This is a genomic window from Arthrobacter sp. sptzw42 (genome assembly GCF_059089685.1).
In genome coordinates this window covers 1-20,455 of record NZ_JBNHEX010000011.1, presented here as the reverse complement: position 1 = coordinate 20,455, position 20,455 = coordinate 1, and the positions used below count along the sequence as shown (strand labels likewise).

The window sequence follows — 20,455 nt, the reverse complement described above, 5'->3', positions numbered from 1 at the left end:
CGTTCTGCTGCCGCGCTGCAGCGACGCACGTCACGCCGAGAGAACCGGGCTGTGCACTGCTCCCGGACCAGCAACCTGGCCCTGCGAAGCGTACGGCGAGTAGAACCAGGCGTCGAGCTGAAACCCGCAGCCGCACCGCCACACCGGAGGAAGCTGAACGGGGCCGGCAGCGTCCGGCTCGAAGGAGTAGCCGACGTCGGCAGGACCTACAGCCGGCGTCACAAGGTCCATCGCGGAGCCGCAATGAACGGCGGCGCCGTCCCAGCCGCCTTCCTCATACTCTTCGTGCTGCACAGCCATCTTGGCCGGGGCGACCAGGGCACCTAGCCCAGTGAAAATTACCAACACACTCACGACTCCAGCCAGGGGATTTTCAGGACTGATCGTAAGCATACATATTACTAGTCAAGCTAGCTAGTCCAGCTAACTACTTTGTTCACTTTCTTCACCGAGGTTGGCCAGGGCGTCGGTCATGCGTTGCAGGAATCCGATCACAACCTGCGCCTCGTCAGCACTTAGCCCTTCCGCAACGGCCATCATCCGCCGGTGCATAGCCCCCAGGGTGACCCGGACCTCCTTGTCCGATTCCGCTGTTGGGACCACCACCACCGAGCGGCGGTCGGTTGGGTGGGCTTCACGCCGCACATGTCCGCTTGCCACCAGGCGGTCGATCAACGAAGTGGTGGAAGCGCTGGTGATACGGAGGAACTGGCTCAAGTCCTTGGGGGCCGTGGCCTTGCCGGAGGCCTGCATGCGCAGGAGGTACCGCAGGGCGAGGATGTCTGTTTCACCCATTCCCATGGAATCGCGGGTAGTCCGCCGGACGTTGGTTTCAGCAGCCCGGTAATCCCGCAGGGACTTCAATACGGCGGCACTGTAATCCAACTGGCCGTCCGGCCCGTACCAATAGCCAGAGCCCTCATTTCCTATTGAACGCATGGAAACATTCTAGACCAGCATGTATCTAGGCAACCAAGCAGAATGCATGCGCGGGGTTATCCCGGCGCTTACGCAGAAGAAACATCAGCGTAACTGCACACTTCTAGTCTTGTTTCGCATATCCCTTCGGCGAAACGAGGCAGACATGCAAACCAACCCGCGCCTGAACATCCGGCAGGTTGCCTGGGCCCATCCCGTGGGCGCTGATCTGCGCCGGGCACAGCAGGCTGAACTTGACGCCCGCTTTGGTTCCCCTGAGCACGAACCCGGCACCCCGCCGTCGGACGCTGATTGCGCCGTGTTCCTCGTGGCGTATGACAAAGGGTCCGGCCAGCCAGTAGGGTGCGGCGGCTTGCGGCTCCTGGATGACAGGACAGCCGAAATCAAACGCCTGTACGTTCTCCCCTATACCCGGGGATCAGGAGTGGCCAGCTCCATCCTCGCCGCCCTGGAAGCCGAAGCGCACAAACAGGGGATCACGCGCATCAAGGCGGAGGCGGGATCCGCCCAGCCCGACGGACGGAACTTCTATGAAAACTCCGGCTTTGAGCCCGTGCCCAATTTTGGCGCCTACGTGGGGGTGGCGCACTCCTACTGCTACGCCAAAAGCATTGATGCCCGCAGTGCGGCCCACACCGCCATGGCGTAGCAGTGCGGGGACCGGGCCGGTCACCCTTTCTGCTGCAGGCGTAGGTCTGATCAGCCGCCGGAACGGCTGGCGACGGCGGTGCGGGCCTGCCGCAGCCGGGCCAGGTTGAGCAGGCGGTCACGCAGGGGCTGGGCCCCTTCGGCAAGCGCAACGCGCCCAAGCGCGGCGGAGGCCACACTCAGGGCACGTGTCCTCAGCCGCCGCTGCCGGTCGTAGGCTCGAAGCGCCTGGTCCTCGTGGAGCGTATTGAGGAGGTCGGCCAGTGTCACGGCGTCCACCAGCGATTCGCAGGCACCACGGCCTAGGGTGGGCAGCATGGCATGGGCGGCGTCGCCGATGAGCACGGTTCGGCCACGCGCAAAGGACGGAAGACGCGGAGCAGTCCAAATCCGCTGCACCAAACAGGCTTCCGGAGTGGCCGCGCCAAGCACCCGCCTGATGGCCGGCGCGTGACCGGCGTAGCGTTCACGTGCCTCCGCCAGAACCGGTTCCACCTCGATGCCGTAGGGACCAAGTCCGGACCGGTAACTGGCGTACCAGAACATTCCGGCGCGCGCGGCCGCCATCCCGAAGAGGTCTCCGCGGCCCCAGTACTCGCCCACCTCATCCGGAGCAACCGGGAAGGGAAGAGTCCCGCGCAGCGCAAGGTACGGGGTGAGCCTCGCAGCGGTGCCTGCGCCCCAAACCTTGCGGCGGACCATGCTGTGCACGCCGTCAGCGCCTACAACCAGGCCGCCTTCACCTGGGGGCCCCTTGACATTGGCGGTAATCCTTCGGACAGTTCCGGGCACGGCAGCATCAAGCAGCCGCACCAGGTCTAGCCGGGCGATCGCAAACATCTCCCCGCCGTTCACGGTGATCCAGGGTTCACCTGCGGCATTCCGTACAGATCCGCTGCCGATCACCGGACTGGCGGCCCGCGCCTCCTCCAGCACCCCGATCCGCGCCAGGGCGCGTTGGGCGTCTGGCCACATTCCCAGGGCGGTGCCAACAGTGGGCAGTTCCGGCCGCTTCTCGTAGACGCTCACCTGGAACTTGGATTGATCCAGGCAGGCGGCCAGTGCAAGCCCGGCAATTCCTCCGCCAATGATCGAGATCTTTTCCATGCGTCAATTTTACTACTTTTGTAGTGGCAGGAAAGGGGCAATACACTGGCCCCATGCCCGACCGCCGCACCGAACTGATGGACGCTGCCCTGGCCGTCGTGGCGGACAAAGGCATGAAGGGCCTGACCCACCGGGCTGTCGACGGCGCGGCGCAGCTCCCCGAAGGAACGACGTCCAACTATTACCGGAACCGCAGCGCCCTCGTCGAAGCAGTGCTGGACCGCCTGGAACAACGGGACGCCGCACTCCTGCAGGACCAGGGGCCAGCCGGTCCCCCGCAGAACATTGAGGAGCTGGCCGATCAGCTGGCCGCCCTGGTGCTGGCGCTTGCCGGACAGCAAGCGGGCCTGACCCGCGTCCGGTTGGCCGTCTCCCTGGACAGGCCCGAGGCGGTGACCCCGGGGCACTTCAGGCTGGTGGGGGGCCTCGAGCAGGCCCTTGCCGCGCTGGGAGTGCCGGATGCGCGCGCACGGGCGCGGGATGTGGCCGACTACGGTGACGGCGTGCTGCTCCACCTGCTGACCGTCAGGCGGGACGAGCAGCCTGACCCGGCCGCCATCGCCGCGGCCATCCGGCGGCTGCTGGTGCCCTAAGGCGCCTTTTGCCACTGCTTTCCTTACCCGCCCGACGGCGGCCTGCCGCCGCAGCGGCACTCACCCGCCGTCGTATGTCCAGGACGCGGCGTGCTGGGAAACAGTGCCCGCCAGCCGGTGCAGGCCTCGGCAAGGTAGGCCAGGCCGTGCCTGGAACAGACCACCGCACTCAACTGACTCGCATTTATTGTCGTTTTGAAGCTCCAAAACGACAATAAATGCGAGTCAGTTGGGGAGTTACATCCGGATAGTCAGGGCGCCCGGGTCCATGGTCATCAGGACGTGCTTGCCCTCGCCCTCGTGGTCGCCGTCGAGCTGGTAATCGTCCTTGTGTTCAAGGGTGATTTCCACGGTCTTGCCCTGGTAATACTCCACGGCGGTGTCTTTGCCCCGGCCCTTGCCGATCATTCCCACGAGAACGGAGAGCCAGCCCAGCCGGCCATGATGGGGGGCGAGCACCGCAACGTCCAACAGGCCATCATCCATCTTGGCCTCGGGGAAAATCTCCAGGCCGCCCTGGACCTTGCCGCAGTTGCCCACCATCACGCTGCGGACGCCGCGGCGGACAGCGGTCTTTCCATCAATCACGATGGTTGCTTTGACCGGTTTGCCCGGCAGGTTGCGGATGCCTGCGTCCACGTAGGCCAACCAGCCCACTTTGTGCTTAAGCTCCTCGTCGGTGTCAGCCATGATGGTGGCGTCGTAGCCAACGCCCGCCATCACCAGGAAGAGCTGCTCCTTCTCGGGATCGCTGCGGCGGGCGCGGACCACATCGATCTTACGCTCAGTCCCGGCGAACGCGCCGGCCATGGCGCCGTCGTAGTCAGTTACATCCATGCCAAGGTTGCGGGCCAGGAGGTTGCCCGTACCCAGGGGAAGCAGGCCCATGGGAATGTTGCCCCCGGAGAGGACTTCCGCCACGCAGCGGACTGTGCCGTCGCCGCCGCCGGCGATAACGATGTCTGCCCCCTGCGCGAGGGCTTCCTTGGCCTGGCCGACGCCGGGGTCCTCCTTGGTGGTCTCGAACCACAGTGTTTCGCCCCAGCCGTTCTCGGCGCTGTGCTTGGCTGCCAGTTCACGCACGTCGATATCCACCGTCTTGGCGGGATTGATGATGATGGCTGCGCGCTGGGGGGCAGTGGGGGTGGCAGTCATGGCGTCCTCTGGTGGCGAATGGAAAGGTTGCTTCTGAAAGAAGAGTAGCCTGCCCGCCGAGGGCGGGTCAGCAGTAAGGCGGCTAAAGCGTTTTTACTGCTCCGAGAACCTGGGCCAGGGAGTCCTTGGCGTCGCCGAAGAGCAGGGATGTCTGGGGCTCGTAAAGCAGGTCGTTTTCGATCCCGGCAAAACCCGGCCGCATGGACCGTTTCAGGAACACCACCTGACGTGCGTCCGCCACCTCCAGGATGGGCATGCCGTAGATCGGTGACCCGGAGGACGTCTTGGCAGCAGGATTAACCACGTCGTTGGCGCCCACCACCAGTGCCACGTCCGCGGTTTTGAACTGCGGGTTGATTTCACCCATTTCCTTGAGCGATTCGTAGGGCACGTTGGCTTCCGCCAGAAGGACGTTCATATGCCCCGGCATCCGGCCGGCAACCGGGTGGATGGCAAAGTCGACATCGATGCCGCGGGCTTCCAGCGCCTGTGCCAGCTCGGCAGCGGTGTGCTGGCCCTGCGCCACTGCCAGGCCGTAACCGGGCACGATGATTACCCGCTGCGCGTAGCCCAGCAGCACGGCCACGTCCTCGGGGCTGGAGGAGCGCACCGGACGCTCACTCACGGCGGTGGATCCCGCCGTCGAACGCCCCTTGAAGGCGCCGAAGAGGATGCCGGCGACGCTGCGGCCCATTGCCGCTGCCATGGCCCGGGTAAGGATTGTGCCGGACGCTCCCACCAGGGTGCCTGCCACCACAAGCAGCACGTTGCCGAGGACCACGCCGGAGGCGGCCACGGCCAGGCCGGTGAAGGCGTTCAGCAGCGAGATGACGATCGGGACGTCGGCGCCGCCCACAGGCAGCACCAGGAGGATCCCCGCGGCGAGTCCCAGGACCAGGAGCAGCACCGCGAGCGCAGCGGAGCCGGTAAAGATGACGCCCACGCCGGCTGCCACTGCTGCGAGCAGCACGGCAGCCATCACAACCGGAAGGCCCCGGAACACCACGGGCCGGGTGGTCATCAACTCCTGCAGCTTTGCGAAGGTAACTCCGGATCCGGCGAAGGAAACGGCCCCCACCAGGAGAGTGAACACGATGGCCAGGCGGACCCAGGGGTTGTCCGCATGTCTGAGTTCCAGGAGTGCCACCAACGCCGCGGCGCCGCCGCCCACGCCGTTGAAGAGCGCCACCAGCTGAGGCATTTGGGTCATTTTGACCCGGCGCGCCACCGGGGCGGCTACGGCCGAGCCAACGGCAATTGCGGCGAGGATCCACGGGATGTTCTCCAGCCGCGAGGACAGGAACACGGTGACGACGGCGATCAGGGCTCCCAGCGCTCCGATCAGGTTGCCCCGGCGGGCGGTCCTCGGGGAACTGAGGCCGCGCAGGGCCAGGATGAAGAAGACGGCGGCGGCCAGGTACAGGAGCGAGGTCGAGACCGGGTCGAGGAGGGTCATCTGCCGTCCTTCCTGATTGCCGCGGCGCCGGAGTCCTTGCGCCCCACCTCTTTCCTCGCGTGGAACATGTGCAGCATGCGGTCGGTCACCACAAATCCGCCCACCAGGTTCGCGGTGGCCAGGACGACGGCGAGGAGCGCCACCGCGAGCATCCAGGGGTCCGTTGCCTGCCCGGCCACAATGATGGCGCCCACGAGGATGATTCCGTGGATGGCGTTGGCGCCGGACATCAGCGGCGTGTGCAAGGTGCTGGAGACCTTCGATACCACCTCGAAGCCCACAAATACCGCCAGGACCGTGATGGTCAGCAGGCTCATCCCGTCCATCAGAGCACCTCTTCCCGCCGTGTGCCGGCCCTGGCAGCGAGCAATTCCGCCGTGGGCTGGTGCCGCACCGCGCCGTCGTGGGTGAGGCAGGCTCCGGCGAGCACTTCGTCGTCGAAATCGGGGGCCAGGGAGCCGTCCCGGATGATGAGGGCCAGCAGGTTGGCCACGTTTTTCGCATACAGGCGTGAGGCGTCGGACGCCATTGCGGAGGGCGCGTCCTTCAGGCCCACCAGGGTCACATGGCCGGAACCGTCGGCCGTCGGGACGGGAATGTCCTGGCCCGGCACCACCGCCTCCACGTTGCCGCCGGACTCGGCAGCGAGGTCGACGACGACCGACCCCGGCCGCATTCCCTGCACCATCTCGGTGGTGACCAGAAGCGGGGCCCGCCTTCCGGGGACGGCCGCGGTGGTAATCAAAACGTCAGCCTGCGCCACATGCGGGGCGAGCAGCTGCCGTTGGCGGGTGCCGGCGTCGGAACTGAGCTGGCGCGCGTATCCTCCTGCCGCCTCAGCTGTCTCAAGGTCCAGCCGGATGAACGTGCCGCCCATGGAGGCAACCTCGTCTGCGGAGGCTGGCCGGATGTCGTTGGCGAAGACCCGGGCGCCGAGCCGTTTCGCGGTGCCGATGGCCTGAAGTCCGGCGACGCCCGCCCCCAAAACCAGCACGCGGGCGGGTGGGACGGTGCCGGCGGCGGTCATGTACAGCGGAAAGAACCGGGGCAGCCTGATGGCCGCCTCCAGAACGCAGCGGTAGCCGGCCACCAGTGCCTGCGAGCTGAGGGCGTCCATGGACTGGGCCCTGGAGATGCGGGGCACCAGTTCAAGGGCGAAGGACGTGACGCCGGCTTGTGCGAGTGCCTCGACGGTAGGCAGTTCGGACGACGGCGATGCCAGCCCCACTGTCACGGCGCCCCTTTTCAGGGACCCCGCCGTTTGCGGATCGAGCGGGCGTACGTGTGTGAGGACATCCAACTGGGTTCCGTCGAGTGCCGGGACGATGCGTGCTCCAGCATGGCCGTAGTCGGCGTCGGGATGACCGGCAGCTGCACCCGCGCCTGCCTCAAGGAGTACCTCCACGCCCAACGCGGTCAGTTGCTTCACCGTTTCCGGTATGGCGGCCACCCGCCGTTCACCTTCACGGCGTTCCCGCGGTATGCCTAGTTTCACCCGCCGACTCCCCTCGCTGCACGAGTACGGGAGCGCCGCCCTGCCCTGCTGTACTCCCTGGTTCTGGATCCAGTCGGCTTCGCGGAGCGGCGCTGCTGCACGTAGTTGGCTAGAGTCTATGGCCCGCACGCGCTGTCGCGGGAGTAGGTCCGCGGGCTTGGATGGCAAACAGTTACCCGGCGGCCTGGCCCCAGCGCAGCCCCAGTGGATCCCGGGGAGGGCGGGGGCAGCTCCACCAATCGCGTCCGGCACTGAGCAGCCGCTTCATGAATTCACGCTTTACCGGAAGGGAAGGCTACCCTAAGTCGTCCCCTTTTTTATTTCTGCCTTCCCCACGGCAACCTTTCAAGGCGGTTTTCTGTGCGTTCCTACCTCCGTCCCCGCGTCCTGATGGCCGCGGCGGCTGCCCTCGCCCTCACCGGCTGCGGGTTCAGCGGCACCCAGACCCAGGCCCCACAGCCCTCGGCAGTGGCGGACACCAGCCAGCGGATCGTCGTCGACAACTTCCGCGCGCCGGTAGCGAACTGGGCCGTCGAATCCGACGCCGCCTACATCCTGTCCCTGTCAGGCTGCCTGGAGACGCTGACCACCTTCAACCAGGCCGAGGGCAAGGTCCTCCCCTCGCTGGCAACGGAGTGGAAGCAGAGCTCGCCCCTGGACTGGGACTTCAGCATCCGCCAGGGCGTCAAGTTCCAGGACGGCACCGATCTCACCGCCGAGTCGGTGGTGTCGGCACTCAACCACGTGCTCGATGCGAAGGTCCCCGCCCGCGCCTTCAACCGCACCATGATCAGCAGTGTCACGGCGGTGGATGCGCAGATCGTCCGCGTCAGCACGCCCGCGGAGAACCCGCTTGTGCCGTACCGGCTGGCCAGCGTCAACACAGGAATCCTCGCGCCGGCTGCCTACAAGCCTGAAGGCCTGGACCCGTTCGGCCACTGCACCGGCCCCTTCACCCCCGTGTCCGAGAAAGCCAAGCAGTCCCTGACCCTGGACCGCAACGAGAACTACTGGGGCGGCGACGTACAGCTCGCCGGCGCAGAAATCCGCTTCATCACCAACGGCGCCACCCGCGCCGCCCAGGTGCAGACCGGCGAGGCAGACATCTCGCTGTCCATCCCCGTCGCCAGCCTGGCGGCGCTGAAGGCAGACGACGGCGTCTCCGTGCTGGGTGCCGATTCCCCCCGCACTGCCACGCTCTACATGAACAACGGCCGTGCACCGCTGGACAAGGTTGACGTCCGCAAGGCGATCCGCGACGCGCTGGACCTTGATGCCCTGGCTGCCAGCGTCTACGAAGGTGCCGCCCTCCCCGCCACCGGACCCTTTGCCCCGTCCGAACCCTGGGCCGGCGAGAAACAGGACAAGCAGCAGCAGAACGTTGAGGAAGCCCGCAGCCTGCTGGCCGGCGCCGGCTACACCGCGGACCGCCCGTTGGAGATCATCGCCATCGTGGAGCGCGCGGAGTTCGCGGACGTTGCCGCCGTCGTGCAGGAAAACCTGAAGAACATCGGCATCCCGGTGACCATTACGTCCAAGGAATACGCCTCGGCGGAGCCGGATGTCCTGGCCGGCAACTACGACATGCTGCTCAGCCAGCGGAACCGGCTGATCGACATCGCCGATCCCATCGGCTTCCTCACCGCGGACTACACCTGCAAGGGCACCTACAACCTGAGCCACTTCTGCGATCCCGAGTACGACCGGATCATCGCCGAAGCCGCCACCACCATTGACACGAACGAGCGCTACAAGCTGTACGCGGAGGCAGGCCGGATTCTCCAGGACAAAGCCGTCAACGCCTGGCTCGTGAACGAACAGGCAACCGACGCGATCCGCACCAACGTCCTCTCCTACGTCCAGGACCCGCTGTCCCGCTACGTCCTGACGGCGAAAACGGCCAAGGCCGCGTCCTAGTCCAACTCCCCGAATCCCCCGCGAATGCTGCAGTTCATCACTAAACGGACGGCCACGCTGGTGGCCGCCGTTGTGGTGTCCTCTTTCGCGGTCTTCCTGATCCCGTACTTCACCCCCGGTGACCCCGTGCGGAAGATCATCCGCTCCAGGGTGGCGGGGGACGCCGTGGACGAGTCAGCGGTGCAGGGCCTCAGCGAGAGCCTCGGCCTGAACGATCCCCTGGCCGTCCAGTACTTCCGTTGGCTGGGGGACTTCTTCAGCGGGGATATGGGGCTGTCTTTTGTCAGCCGCACCCCTGTGGCGGAGCAGGTGCTTCCGGCGCTTTCGGTCACGCTCAGCCTGGTCACCATGGCGCTGGTCCTGGCCGTGGCGGTATCGCTGCCGCTGGGAATCATTGCCGGGCTGCGGCCGGGAAGCGCCGCGGACAAGGCCATTACCGCGGTCACCCAGGCCCTGATCGCCATGCCGGAGTACTGGGTGGCGCCCGTGCTGGTGCTGGTCTTCGCCCTGAAGTTGGCCGTGCTGCCCACGGCGGGCTGGAACGATCTTTCGTCCGCTGTCCTGCCCGCCCTGACCCTGGCCCTGCGGCCCATCAGTTTTTTCACTTCAGCTGTCCGGGCCGGCATCATTGACGCCGCTGCCGCCGAGCACGTGCCGGCAGCCCGGGCACGCGGCCTGAGCCAGGGCCAGGCCATCCTCCGCCACGTGGTGCCGAACGGACTGGTACCGCTGTCCACCCTGTTCGCCGTATGGTTCGCGGGCCTGTTGGGCGGATCGGTGATCGTGGAGGTCATTTTCGCCGTGCCCGGCATGGGCAGGCTGCTCTTTGACGCCGTGGTCAACAGCGACATCCCGCTTGCCCAGGGCGGCGTAGTGGTAGTGGTGGCCCTTGCCGTTGGCGTGACCACACTGGCGGACTTCGTGCACCGCTTCCTCAGCCGCACCGTGGGGGCCTCCCTTGCGTAAATGGCTGAACGTGACCACCCTGGCCGCGGCCGTGCTGGCCCTGATCGTGCTGGCGGTGCTCCTGGCACCGTGGATCTCGCCCTACCCGCCGGCGGAACAGAACCTGGCCGAACGCCTGGCGCCGCCCTCTCCCGGGCACTGGCTGGGGACGGACAACCTGGGCCGTGACACCCTCAGCCGGATCCTGGAGGGTGGCCGCTTCTCCATGTCCGTGGCGGCTCTGGCTACGCTGCTGACGTGCCTGCTGGGTGTGGCCATCGGCATCATCAGCGCCAGGCGGCGCGGCTGGGTGGATGAGTTCCTGACCCGCACCAACGACGTCCTGCTCGCCCTGCCGGAAATGGTGGTGGCGCTGTTCATCGTGGCGGCGCTGGGCACAGGCTTCGGGCCGCTGCTGCTCGCGCTTGTGGTCACCGGGTGGACTCCCTTCGCCCGGCTTGCCCGCACCCTGGCGTACGACGTCTCGGCCCGGGGTTTCGTGGACGCCGCGCGCGTGGTGGGCTGCACGCCGCTGTTTATTGTCTTCCGGCACGTCCTGCCCCACCTTGCGGCGCCGATCCTCGGGCAGGCGACGCTGCGGTTCGGGCACCTGCTCATCAGCGTGGGGGCGCTGTCCTACCTGGGCCTGGGTGTGCAGCCGCCGCAGTCGGACTGGGGTTCCATGCTGGCTGCGGCGCAGCCGTTCGCGGACCGTGCACCGCTGGGTATCCTCGCCCCCGGCCTGGTCATCTTCACTGTGGCCCTGTGCGTGACACTGCTCGGCCAGCGGGCCGCCCACATGGCCGCGGCGCCGCTGCTGATGCCGCAAACTTTGGAAAAGGCAGCTTCATGAACACCCGCCTGGTCCTGGAGAACCTGGCGGTGGGCCACAAGGAGTCCGACGGCGGGACGTCCGGCAAACTCCTGCTGTCCGGGGTCTCGCTGTCCGTTGATCCCGGTGAGTTCGTGGCGCTCGTGGGCAGTTCCGGTTCCGGCAAGACGCTGACCGCGATGTCCTGCCTGCAGCTGCTGCCGCCCAGCCTTGGCATTGCCGGTGGTTCCATCAGGCTCGGCGACCTGGACCTGACCCGTGCGTCCGAACAGGAACTCAACTCGGTGCGCGGCGGACGGTTGGGGATGCTGTTCCAGCAGCCCAAGCGCATGTTCAACCCGAACCGGACCATTGAGCAGCACCTCAAGGAACCGCTGCGCCTGCATGCCAAGCTGCGGGGAGCGAAGGCGCGCAGCAAGGCGCTGGAACTGCTCGAGGAGGTGGGCTTTGCCGATCCCGGCAAGGGCATCCGGGCCTATCCGCACCAGCTCTCCGGAGGCATGGCACAGCGGGCCATGACCGCACTGGCGCTGGCCGGGCAGCCCGGCATGCTGCTGGCGGATGAGCCGACGTCGGCGCTGGACAAGGTGCTGGAGCGCCAGATCCTGCAGCTGCTGGACAGGGAACGCCGGGAACGCGGCCTGGGCATCCTCTACATCACCCACAACATCGCCTCCGTTGCCGCATTTGCCGACCGCGTGCTCGTGATGAACTCGGGCAGCATTGTGGAAGCCGGCCCCGCCGGCGCCCTCCTCACCCGGCCCGAAACCGCCTATACCCGTGAGCTGCTGGCCGCCGCACGCCTTGCGCCGGAGTCCCGCCGTCGTCCGCCGTCCAGGGAACGTGAAGTCCTGGTGCTCAGCGGCGTGGGCAAGCACTTCGGGTCGCGGCGGAAGCTGGGCCACGCGGCGCTGCAGGACGTGTCACTGACCCTTCGGCGCGGGGAAATCCTGGGCGTGCTGGGCCAGTCAGGCTCCGGCAAGAGCACCCTGGCCAAGGCCATTGTGGGCCTCGAGACCGCCAGCACGGGAACCATCACCCGGCAGCTCGATGCTGCCGGACCTCACGAGGCCACGGCCGTGCAGCTGGTGTTCCAGGAACCGCACGGCGCGTTTGACCCGCGGATGACGCTCCGCACCAGCCTCCAGGCCCCGCTGCACACACGCCACGGCTTGTCGCCGGAACAGCAGGACCAGCGGATAACCGCCGTGATGGCTGAGGTGGAGCTGGATGCGGCCTTGCTGGACAAGCGCCCCGGCCAGTGCTCAGGCGGCCAACTGCAGCGTGCCACCATCGCAAGGGCCCTGCTGCTGGAGCCGCAGGTCCTGATCTGTGATGAAGCCACCTCGGCACTTGACGCCCTCACACAGCGCACCATCCTCAACCTGCTGCTGCGGCTCCAGCGTGAGCGCAACCTGTCCCTGATCGTCATCTCGCACGATATGGACGTGGTGCGGTACATGTGCGACCGCGTAGCTGTTCTGCTTGAGGGCCGGGTGGTTGAGGTGGCGGAAACCAAGGACTTCTTCGCCGCGCCGCAGCACCAGCACAGCCAGGCGCTGGTGGAGGCCTCGATCCCCTGCCGCGCGGACGGGCTGTGGAGTGTCCTGGACGGTGCGAAGCCCAACTAAGGCCGGCCGGTCTCCAACACAGACGCCAGGTCAAAGCTGACAGGCTCCTCCAGCTGCGCGTAGGTGCACGAATCCGGGTCCCGGTCCGGCCGCCAGCGGTTGAACTGGGCGGTGTGCCGGAAACGGTCCCCCTCCATGTGGTCGTACCGGACCTCCACCACCAGTTCCGGGCGCAGCGGCACAAAGGAGAGGTCCTTCCCGGCGCTCCAGCGGCTCCCTTCGGCGTTCCGCGGGGTCCGCTCCCCTTCCTCCTGCTTTCCCCAGGCCCAGGGGTGGCCGTCGAAGCCGGTGACCAGCGGCTGGAGCTGTTCGTACAGCTCCTGCCGGCGCTTCATGGGGAAGGCGCCGATCACGCCCACGCTGGCCAGGGCGCCGTCGTCCTTGTACAGGCCGAGCAGCAGCGAGCCGATGGCGTCCGGTCCGCTCTTGTGCAGCCGGTACCCTGCAACCACGCAGTCGGCGGTGCGCTCGTGCTTGGTTTTCAACATCACCCGCTTGTCCGGCTCATACCGCCCGTCCAGGCGCTTGGCAACAATGCCGTCCAGGCCCGCGCCCTCGAACTGTTCGAACCACTGTTCCGCCGTGGCCTTGTCCGTGGTGGCGGCGGTGAGATGCACCGGGGCCCTGCTGGCCGCCAGCGCCTTTTCAAGCGCCGCCCGCCGCTCGGTGAAAGGTTTGCCCGTGTAATCGTCATCACCCAGGGACAGCAGATCAAAGGCAACGAACGAGGCGGGCGTCTGCGCAGCGAGCAGCTTCACCCGGCTGGCCGCCGGGTGGATGCGCTGCTGGAGAGCATCGAAATCGAGGCGGTCACCGGAGGAGCCAATCAGGATGATCTCGCCATCCACCACGCAGCGCTCAGGGAGGTTCTCCTTCAGCGCCTCCGCGAGTTCGGGAAAGTAGCGGGTCATGGGCTTTTCATTGCGGCTGCCGATCTCCACCTCGTCGCCGTCACGGAAGATGATGGACCGGAAGCCGTCCCACTTTGGCTCATAGCTGAGGTCCCCTTCCGGGACGCCGCTGACGGCCTTGGCGAGCATGGGCGGGACGGGCGGCATCACGGGAAGTTCCATGTGCCCATTCTTGCCCGGAGACAGCCGCTCGTGGAACCCCAGGCGGGTTGCAGGGGTCACGGAGCCCGGGTTGCAGGGGTTGCTTATCCCGCGAGCAACCACACGATCAGGACCAGCACCGGGGCGGCCGCGGCCGTCGAAATGAGGATGCTTTCCCGGGCCACCGCAACTCCCCTCCCGTACTTGCTGGCGAACAGGAAGACATTTTGGGCCGGCGGCAGGGCCGCCATCAGCACCACACCCAGGAGCATGTGCTGGTCCAGATTGAACAGGAAGCGCCCGACGACGAAGGCTACTGCGGGCATCACCGCGGACTTCAGCGCGGTGGCAGTAAGGATCTCCGCCGTGTGCCCGCCGCTGCCCAGCATCCGGCTGCCGTGCAGGGACATGCCGAAAGCCAGCAGCACCACCGGAACGGCGGCACCGCCCAGGAGTGTCAATGGCGCCATCACGGGTTCGGGCAGTTCGACGTCGAACGCTGCCAGGACCACACCCAGGAGGGTCGCGATGATCATGGGATTCCGGAAGGGTTGCGTGAGCATCAGCTTCGGGGAAAACCGGCCCGCCGCCGACAGGTCCAGGAGGGTGAGGACCAGCGGTGCCAGCAGGAGCAGCTGGACCAGCAGGACCGGGGCCACCGGCGTTGCGTCGCCCAAGGCGTACAGGGTTATGGGGATGCCGATGTTGTTGGCGTTGACGTAAGAGCTGGCCATGGCGCCGATGGCCGTTTCCGCGAGCGGGCGGCGGAACCACAGCCGGCTGGCCAGGATGTACAGCAGTGCGGTGAAGAGGGCAGTGACCAGCGCCAGCGGAACGTACGCGGAAAAGATGGTGGTGACATCGGATTCCAGTACCACTGTGAACAGCAGCACGGGGTTGGTGATGAAGAACGCGGTTTTTGTCAACGCCGAAACGGTCGGCTCACCGCCCAGCCCGCACCGTGCGGCGATGTATCCCACCGCGATGACGACGCCGATCACCGCCAACCCGATCAGCACACCGCCCACGAGTGGTACTTCCTTCCAGTTCCGCCTGCGCAGGAGTTCCGGGGAGCGCAGTACTACAAGTTACAGACTTATCCGACAAGTAGCGTGCACCTGGCGCCGCCCCCGGTCCCCGGCGGCGGCGCCAAGAAAATCCTCGACACAGCACCGTCCGTGACGGTAGAGGTTAACGGATGGTTACTGTCGGCTTCCATGCCTCCCACGAACAGATCAGTCCCGGCCAACTGCTCAAGGACGTCCAGCACGCCGAACGGGCGGGCTTTGACGCCGCCATGTGCTCGGACCACATTGAGCCGTGGTCCGCCCGGCAGGGGCACTCGGGGTTCGCCTGGTCGTGGCTGGGTGCGGCGCTGGCCACCACACAGCTCCGCTTCGGGGTGGTGACGGCGCCCGGACAGCGGTACCACCCGGCCATCACCGCGCATGCTTCGGCCACCCTGGCCAGCATGTTCCCGGACCGCTTCTGGCTTGCACCAGGCAGCGGCGAGAACATGAACGAACACATTACCGGTGACGGATGGCCGGCGAAGGACATCCGCCAGCGCCGGCTGGAGGAGTGTGTTGAGGTGATTCGGCGGCTGCACCGCGGCGAGGAGGTCACCCACCGCGGCCTGGTTACCGTGGAGCAGGCGCGGATCTGGGATGTTCCCGAAAATCCGCCGCCGCTCATTGCTCCCGCGGTCAGCGCGGACACCGCCCGGCGGGCTGCCAGCTGGGCCGATGGGCTGGTCACCGTTAACCAGCCTGCTGACAAGCTTCGGGAAGTGCTCGCCGCCTACCGGGACAACGGCGGACAGGGCAAGGCTGTCCTGCAGGTCCACCTGTCCTGGGCCGCGAACGAGGACGAGGCAACGGCCATTGCCCTCGATCAGTGGCGCACCAACACCTACGATCCGCCCATCCCCTGGGACCTGCCCACGGCCGGACACTTCGACCTCGTGGGCGAACACGTGACAGAGGAGCAGGTCCGCAAGACGGTCAACATCTCAGCCAGCCTGGACCGGCACGTGGACCTGTTGGCCGGTTACGCGGACCTGGGGTTCGACGAGCTCTACCTGCACTTCGTGGGACAGGAACAGGAACGGTTCATCGATGCCTTTGCCGGGGAGGTCCTGCCGCAGCTCCGCACTCCCGGCAGCATCACTTCCGGTACCCCGGCCGAACCCCAGTTGGTCGCCTCCGCTGCCGAACCGGCGTCGGGCGCTCCGGCGTGAGGATCGCCGAAACCTCAGACCTCTGGTGGAAGAACGCAGTGGTCTATTGCCTGGACGTGGAGACGTTCTTCGACGATGACGGCGACGGCACCGGTGATTTCGACGGCCTCACCCAGCGCGTGGACTACCTCGCTGCGCTGGGCGTCACCTGCATCTGGCTGATGCCGTTCTACCCCTCCCCGGACCGGGACGACGGCTACGACGTCACCGATTTCTTTGGCGTCGACCCCCGGCTGGGCACCATGGGGGACCTGGTGGAGTTCATCCGCGCGGCCAAGGACCGGGGCATGCGGGTCATCGCGGACTTCGTGGTCAACCACACCTCGGACCAGCACCCCTGGTTCGTTCAGGCCCGGCAGTCCACCGACAATCCGTACCGGAACTTCTACGTGTGGCGCAGCGACACTCCCCCGGACACGTCCGCCGAGGTGGTGTTCCCTGGAGAGGAAACCTCGCTGTGGACCCAGGATGACGCCACCGGGGAGTGGTACCTGCACATGTTCGCCAAGCACCAGCCGGACCTGAACGTCACCAACCCTGCGGTGCGGAATCAGATTGCGAAGGCCATGGGCCTGTGGCTCGAACTTGGGCTGGACGGCTTCCGGCTGGACGCCGTGCCGTTCTTCCTGGAAACCCGCGGCCAGCCCAAGGAGGAGGCGGCCAACCTGGATCCCCACGGCTACCTCACCGCGTTGCGGAGTTTCGTCAGCCGCCGGAACGGGAGCGCGGTGCTGCTGGGCGAGGTGAACCTGCCGTACAAAGAGCAGCTGGAGTACTTCGGCGGCCCGGAAGGCAACGAACTGAATATGCAGTTCGACTTTATGACCATGCAGCACCTCTACCTGTCCCTGGCCCGGCAGGATGCCCGGCCACTGGCAGAAACGCTCACCAGCCGCCCGGCGCTCCATCCCGACAACCAGTGGGCCATGTTCGTGCGCAACCATGACGAACTCACCCTGGACAAGCTCAGCGACGGCGAACGCGGCGAGGTTTTCGCCGCCTTCGGCCCGGAGGAGGACATGCAGATCTACGGCCGCGGGCTGCGCCGGCGCCTCCCCCCGATGCTGGGCGGTGACCCGGAGCGCCTTCGGATGGTGTACTCACTGATGTTTTCCCTCCCCGGCACCCCGGTGCTGTTCTACGGCGAGGAGATCGGCATGGGCGAGGACCTCCAGCAAAAGAGCCGCGCCGCGGTGCGCACCCCCATGCAGTGGAGCGACGCGGACAACGGCGGTTTCTCCACGGCCAAAGCATCAGACCTGGTGGCATCGCTGGCCCGCGGGGAGTACGGCCCGGAACGGGTTAACGCCGCCGACGCAAAGCGCGACCCCGGCTCCCTGTTCAACTTCATGGCCACCCTGATCCTGCGCTACCGCGAATCCCCTGAGCTGGGCTGGGGCAAATTCGCCATCATCGACCAGCCGGAGCCCGCGGTTTTCGCACACACCTGCAGCTCCGACGGCGGCACCCTGGTCCTCCTGCATAACCTCGGCGAGGAACCGGTAAAAGTCACTGCCAAGGCCGGGCCGGAAGACGGGCCGGAGCAGGCATTCCAGGATGCCATCCTGCTGGACCTGTTCGACGGCGACAACGTGCCTCTGGAGCCAGACGGCGGCTTCACGGTTGAGCTGGGACGGTACGGTTACCGCTGGTTCCGGGTCCACCGGAAGGGCGACCGGCTGGCACCTTGAGTGCGCAGGCATCCGGCGGCGGGACGGCAGCGGCCGGGAAGTACCCAAGGCCGGTCATGGCGGTCAGCGGGCTGAGGACGCCGCCAACAGGCGGTCAGCTTCTGCCAGGATCCGCTCCCTCACGGGTGGGGGTACGGTTACAGTGCGCCGGCCGTCCTGCTCCTGGTCGCGGATGCCAACGGCCAGGGAACTCATCAACGCTGCATCCTCGGCATTGGCGAGATCGCTGCCGATGAGCTTCACCAGCACCGTCAGGCCGGCCAGCCGTCGCTGCGGGTCGGCGTCATTCAGTGCGGAGTCAATGGCCCATTGCGCCCGCTTCCACCACTGGTCGCGCCTGTCCGCGTGCGATCTTTGCCGGTACGTCAGGTAGGCCACCAACACGACGCCGAACGTAGCCAGCGGCGCTATTGCCGCCGCACCCAGCAAGGCGGTCCTGATCCCATCAACGATCTCCATGGCACCACCTTAGGACCCGACTGTCCCGGCTTGCGGTTGGGAAACAGTACCGGCTTCAAGAACTAACCGGCGTCTAACCGTCAGGAAACCAAGCCGCAACATTGGCCGCCCACACTTGGTAATGCAGGCAAGAGCCGGCACCAGCTCCAGCCAGGAGGCCCCGCCATGTTGAAGGAAGCAGCAGCCCATGTAACCAGAGTCCGCGCCCTGGACCAGCTCCGCCGCGGCGACGAAATCGAAGCCCGCCTCTCGGTGGGACCTTCCTACGATGATGTAGTAATCCGCCGCGGCAGCGTCCAGGAGACAGCACCCGGCATCGGCGTGGTGTGGATTTTGGACCGGATCAGCGGCCTCCGCAAGGCTATCAACACCGACGAATGCAGCGTCTGGCGGATCGCCTGACACACCTTTCGTCCACTGCCTGTGTGGAGCCTGCAGCTTCGGCACGGCGGGCGTAGTCAGGAAGGACTGCCCGCTGCCCGTGCGCAGGCTCCACGCGAACCGCGTTTCAGCCGCCAGCCACCGACTGGATGATCAGCACCTCCTGGCCCGGGGCCACCCGCGTCTCCAGGCCCTCCAGCCGCCGCACCTCGTCACCGTCCACGTAGATGTTCACGAAGCGCCGCAGGGCGCCGGTCTCGTCGCGGAGCCGCCTGGCGAGCACAGGGTAGCCGGCGGTGGCGGTGTCCAGGAGGTTTTCAACCGTCACAGGCACCGCGGCGGGCGCAGTCAGTACGGACTGCCCGCCGGCCAGGGGCTGCAGCACGCTGGGAAGAACCACGGTAATCTCAGGCACCGGCAACCACGGCTGCCCGCACACACAGCACATCCGGCAGGTGGGCCACCACCTCGGCGAACGTCTCCCCCTCGTCCGCGCTGGCGTAGACCGTGCCGCCACGAGTGCCGAAATAGACACCGGCCGGCTCCGCGGTGTCCACCGAGGCAGCGTCCCGGAGAACGCTGTTGTATTCGCCTGTTGGCAGCCCGTTGCTGAGCCTCTTCCACGTGCCGCCGGCATCATCCGTGCGGTGCACTGCCAGTTCCCCGTTGGGCGGGATTCGCTCGCCGTCGGCCTTGAGCGGGACGACCCAGGCGGTACCTTCCCGGCGGGGGTGGGTCAGCATTACGAATCCGAAGTCCGCCGGCAGGCCCTCCGCGATGGAGTTCCACGTCTCTGCGTTGTCATCCGTGCGGTAGACACCGTGGTGGTTTTGGGCGTACAGGCGGCCGTCGACGGCGGCGTCCGCGGCGATCTTGTGCACGCACTGGCCGAACTCAGGGTTGGGGTCCGGCATGAAGTAGGCGGAGATTCCCCGGTTCCGCGCCTCCCAGGAGGTGCCGCCGTCGACCGAGCGGTAAACGCCGCCGGTGCTCATGGCGATATGCACGGTTTCACGGACAGGGTGGACCACTATGGAGTGGGCGGCCGCACCGCCGTAGCCGGCACCCCATTCGTTCCGGTGGGGGTGGTCCCAGAGACCGCGGTTCAGTTCAAAGTGTTCGCCGCCATCGGTGGACTTCCACACGGAGATTGGCTCGGCTCCCGCCCACACCACACCCGGACGGGACTCGGCATCCGGGTAAATCTGCCAGATCCGCTCCAGCGCCGCCCCGGTGTCCTCCGGGAACCTGATGGCGCCCTGCTCCGGTTCGGACCAACTGGTGCCCAGGTCATCGGAGTGGGCAACAGTTGGCCCCCAGTGCTCGTTCCGGACCCCGACCATGATGCGGGTGCGGCCCTCCCGGGTGTCGATCCCGACGCTGGGAATCTCGCTCATCAGGAAGTGCGGGCCGGTGAAAGACCATTGGCGCCTGTCCCCGCTGGTGGCCAACCAGAGGCCCTTTTTGGTCCCGATCGCCAGGACAAAACTCTCTGCGGTTGTCATGCCCACCATGGAACCACCGCCTCGGGCCGCCCGCAACGGTTTTCTGGGGCTCGAACGTCCTGGCGGCTGCTGGTTGTACTGAGTCAGGACGTTGGTTGGCGGGCGGACCCAGAGCAATCAGCCCGCCTGGCAGCCTTCCGGGCGACGCTCTCTCACTTCCTGCAGCCTTCCCGGCGACGCTCTCTCAGTTCCTGCAGCCTTCCGGGCAACGCTCTCGCAGTTCCTTGCAGCGTCCCGGACATCGCTTCCTTAGTTGCGGCGGGGCGGACCTTGTCGCCGGGGGCTGGCATCAGGAGTGCTCGCCGGGGGTGGTGGTGTGGTGGTTAAAGCAGTGGGGCCCTGACGTCGTTTGTCAGGGCCCTACTGGTAATGGTTGTCCGGCGGTGACCTACTCTCCCACACCCTCCCGG

At 66.7% G+C, this 20,455-nt stretch carries 21 protein-coding genes; 9 read left to right on the top strand and 12 right to left on the bottom strand.

Going from position 1 to position 20,455, the window contains the following annotated elements:
• Positions 1-30: 30 nt before the first annotated feature.
• Positions 31-354, bottom strand: a complete 324-nt coding sequence (locus tag AC5RT4_RS13700) for a hypothetical protein (RefSeq protein ID WP_494042380.1) — start codon at positions 352-354, stop codon at positions 31-33.
• Positions 355-423: 69 nt separating this feature from the next.
• Positions 424-939, bottom strand: a complete 516-nt coding sequence (locus AC5RT4_RS13695; RefSeq protein ID WP_494106090.1) for a MarR family winged helix-turn-helix transcriptional regulator — start codon at positions 937-939, stop codon at positions 424-426.
• A gap of 145 nt (positions 940-1,084) precedes the next feature.
• Here AC5RT4_RS13695 and AC5RT4_RS13690 point away from each other — a divergent pair, with 145 nt between their 5' ends.
• Positions 1,085-1,588: a GNAT family N-acetyltransferase gene (locus AC5RT4_RS13690; protein ID WP_494106089.1), complete on the top strand. Its 504-nt coding sequence runs from the start codon at positions 1,085-1,087 to the stop codon at positions 1,586-1,588.
• Positions 1,589-1,638: 50 nt separating this feature from the next.
• Here AC5RT4_RS13690 and AC5RT4_RS13685 read toward each other — a convergent pair whose 3' ends face one another.
• The gene (locus tag AC5RT4_RS13685) at positions 1,639-2,694 is read right to left on the bottom strand and encodes an FAD-dependent monooxygenase (RefSeq protein WP_494106088.1); all 1,056 of its coding nucleotides are present in this window, start codon (positions 2,692-2,694) and stop codon (positions 1,639-1,641) included.
• 53 nt (positions 2,695-2,747) lie between these two features.
• On the opposite strand from AC5RT4_RS13685, the gene AC5RT4_RS13680 reads away from it, so the two are divergent.
• Positions 2,748-3,287 (top strand): TetR/AcrR family transcriptional regulator, encoded by a 540-nt coding sequence (locus tag AC5RT4_RS13680; protein ID WP_494042384.1) that lies wholly within the window; start codon positions 2,748-2,750, stop codon positions 3,285-3,287.
• Positions 3,288-3,524: 237 nt separating this feature from the next.
• Here the strand turns inward: AC5RT4_RS13680 and AC5RT4_RS13675 are convergent, their stop codons facing one another.
• The 4 genes from AC5RT4_RS13675 to AC5RT4_RS13660 form a co-directional block, all read right to left on the bottom strand.
• On the bottom strand, positions 3,525-4,442 hold the full coding sequence (locus tag AC5RT4_RS13675; RefSeq protein ID WP_494042385.1) for a diacylglycerol/lipid kinase family protein: 918 nt from the start codon (positions 4,440-4,442) through the stop codon (positions 3,525-3,527).
• Between the two features lie 82 nt (positions 4,443-4,524).
• Positions 4,525-5,898, bottom strand: coding sequence for an NAD(P)(+) transhydrogenase (Re/Si-specific) subunit beta (locus tag AC5RT4_RS13670; RefSeq protein WP_494042386.1), 1,374 nt, complete (start codon positions 5,896-5,898; stop codon positions 4,525-4,527).
• Positions 5,895-6,224, bottom strand: a complete 330-nt coding sequence (locus tag AC5RT4_RS13665; RefSeq protein WP_494042387.1) for an NAD(P) transhydrogenase subunit alpha part 2 — start codon at positions 6,222-6,224, stop codon at positions 5,895-5,897. The genes AC5RT4_RS13670 and AC5RT4_RS13665 overlap by 4 nt, the downstream gene beginning before the upstream one ends.
• The gene (locus tag AC5RT4_RS13660) at positions 6,224-7,393 is read right to left on the bottom strand and encodes a Re/Si-specific NAD(P)(+) transhydrogenase subunit alpha (RefSeq protein ID WP_494106087.1); all 1,170 of its coding nucleotides are present in this window, start codon (positions 7,391-7,393) and stop codon (positions 6,224-6,226) included. Before AC5RT4_RS13660 ends, AC5RT4_RS13665 begins: the two co-directional genes overlap by 1 nt.
• Positions 7,394-7,783: 390 nt before the next feature.
• Here AC5RT4_RS13660 and AC5RT4_RS13655 point away from each other — a divergent pair, with 390 nt between their 5' ends.
• Genes AC5RT4_RS13655 through AC5RT4_RS13640 form a run of 4 tightly spaced genes read left to right on the top strand, consistent with a single transcriptional unit; the run spans position 7,784 to position 12,718 of the window.
• Entirely contained in the window at positions 7,784-9,310 is a 1,527-nt protein-coding gene (locus AC5RT4_RS13655) for an ABC transporter substrate-binding protein (RefSeq protein WP_494106148.1), read from the top strand.
• A 24-nt stretch (positions 9,311-9,334) separates the two neighbouring features.
• Complete coding sequence (locus tag AC5RT4_RS13650) at positions 9,335-10,276, top strand: ABC transporter permease (RefSeq protein WP_494042389.1); 942 nt, start codon at positions 9,335-9,337, stop codon at positions 10,274-10,276.
• Positions 10,269-11,108 carry an ABC transporter permease gene (locus AC5RT4_RS13645; protein ID WP_494106086.1) on the top strand — a complete coding sequence of 280 codons (840 nt, stop codon included), beginning with the start codon at positions 10,269-10,271 and terminating at the stop codon, positions 11,106-11,108. The genes AC5RT4_RS13650 and AC5RT4_RS13645 overlap by 8 nt, the downstream gene beginning before the upstream one ends.
• Positions 11,105-12,718, top strand: coding sequence for an ATP-binding cassette domain-containing protein (locus tag AC5RT4_RS13640; RefSeq protein ID WP_494106085.1), 1,614 nt, complete (start codon positions 11,105-11,107; stop codon positions 12,716-12,718). The genes AC5RT4_RS13645 and AC5RT4_RS13640 overlap by 4 nt, the downstream gene beginning before the upstream one ends.
• Here AC5RT4_RS13640 and AC5RT4_RS13635 read toward each other — a convergent pair.
• Complete coding sequence (locus AC5RT4_RS13635; protein WP_494106084.1) at positions 12,715-13,791, bottom strand: ATP-dependent DNA ligase; 1,077 nt, start codon at positions 13,789-13,791, stop codon at positions 12,715-12,717. The two genes, AC5RT4_RS13640 and AC5RT4_RS13635, sit on opposite strands and share 4 nt — an antisense overlap.
• 83 nt (positions 13,792-13,874) lie before the next feature.
• Positions 13,875-14,798 (bottom strand): AEC family transporter, encoded by a 924-nt coding sequence (locus tag AC5RT4_RS13630; RefSeq protein ID WP_494042393.1) that lies wholly within the window; start codon positions 14,796-14,798, stop codon positions 13,875-13,877.
• 170 nt (positions 14,799-14,968) lie between these two features.
• Between AC5RT4_RS13630 and AC5RT4_RS13625 the strand changes: the two genes are divergently transcribed.
• Positions 14,969-16,009 (top strand): TIGR03885 family FMN-dependent LLM class oxidoreductase, encoded by a 1,041-nt coding sequence (locus tag AC5RT4_RS13625; protein WP_494106083.1) that lies wholly within the window; start codon positions 14,969-14,971, stop codon positions 16,007-16,009.
• Positions 16,006-17,700 carry an alpha-amylase family protein gene (locus AC5RT4_RS13620; protein WP_494106082.1) on the top strand — a complete coding sequence of 565 codons (1,695 nt, stop codon included), beginning with the start codon at positions 16,006-16,008 and terminating at the stop codon, positions 17,698-17,700. Before AC5RT4_RS13625 ends, AC5RT4_RS13620 begins: the two co-directional genes overlap by 4 nt.
• A 63-nt stretch (positions 17,701-17,763) precedes the next feature.
• Here AC5RT4_RS13620 and AC5RT4_RS13615 read toward each other — a convergent pair whose 3' ends face one another.
• Positions 17,764-18,159 (bottom strand): hypothetical protein, encoded by a 396-nt coding sequence (locus tag AC5RT4_RS13615; RefSeq protein ID WP_494106081.1) that lies wholly within the window; start codon positions 18,157-18,159, stop codon positions 17,764-17,766.
• A 165-nt stretch (positions 18,160-18,324) separates the two neighbouring features.
• On the opposite strand from AC5RT4_RS13615, the gene AC5RT4_RS13610 reads away from it, so the two are divergent.
• Positions 18,325-18,561 carry a hypothetical protein gene (locus AC5RT4_RS13610; protein WP_494042397.1) on the top strand — a complete coding sequence of 79 codons (237 nt, stop codon included), beginning with the start codon at positions 18,325-18,327 and terminating at the stop codon, positions 18,559-18,561.
• A 106-nt stretch (positions 18,562-18,667) separates the two neighbouring features.
• On the opposite strand, the gene AC5RT4_RS13605 is transcribed toward AC5RT4_RS13610, so the two are convergent.
• A complete protein-coding gene (locus AC5RT4_RS13605) occupies positions 18,668-18,988 on the bottom strand; it encodes a MoaD/ThiS family protein (protein WP_494106080.1) in 321 nt (106 codons plus the stop codon).
• Complete coding sequence (locus tag AC5RT4_RS13600; RefSeq protein WP_494106079.1) at positions 18,948-20,054, bottom strand: WD40/YVTN/BNR-like repeat-containing protein; 1,107 nt, start codon at positions 20,052-20,054, stop codon at positions 18,948-18,950. Before AC5RT4_RS13600 ends, AC5RT4_RS13605 begins: the two co-directional genes overlap by 41 nt.
• Positions 20,055-20,455 lie beyond the last annotated feature (401 nt).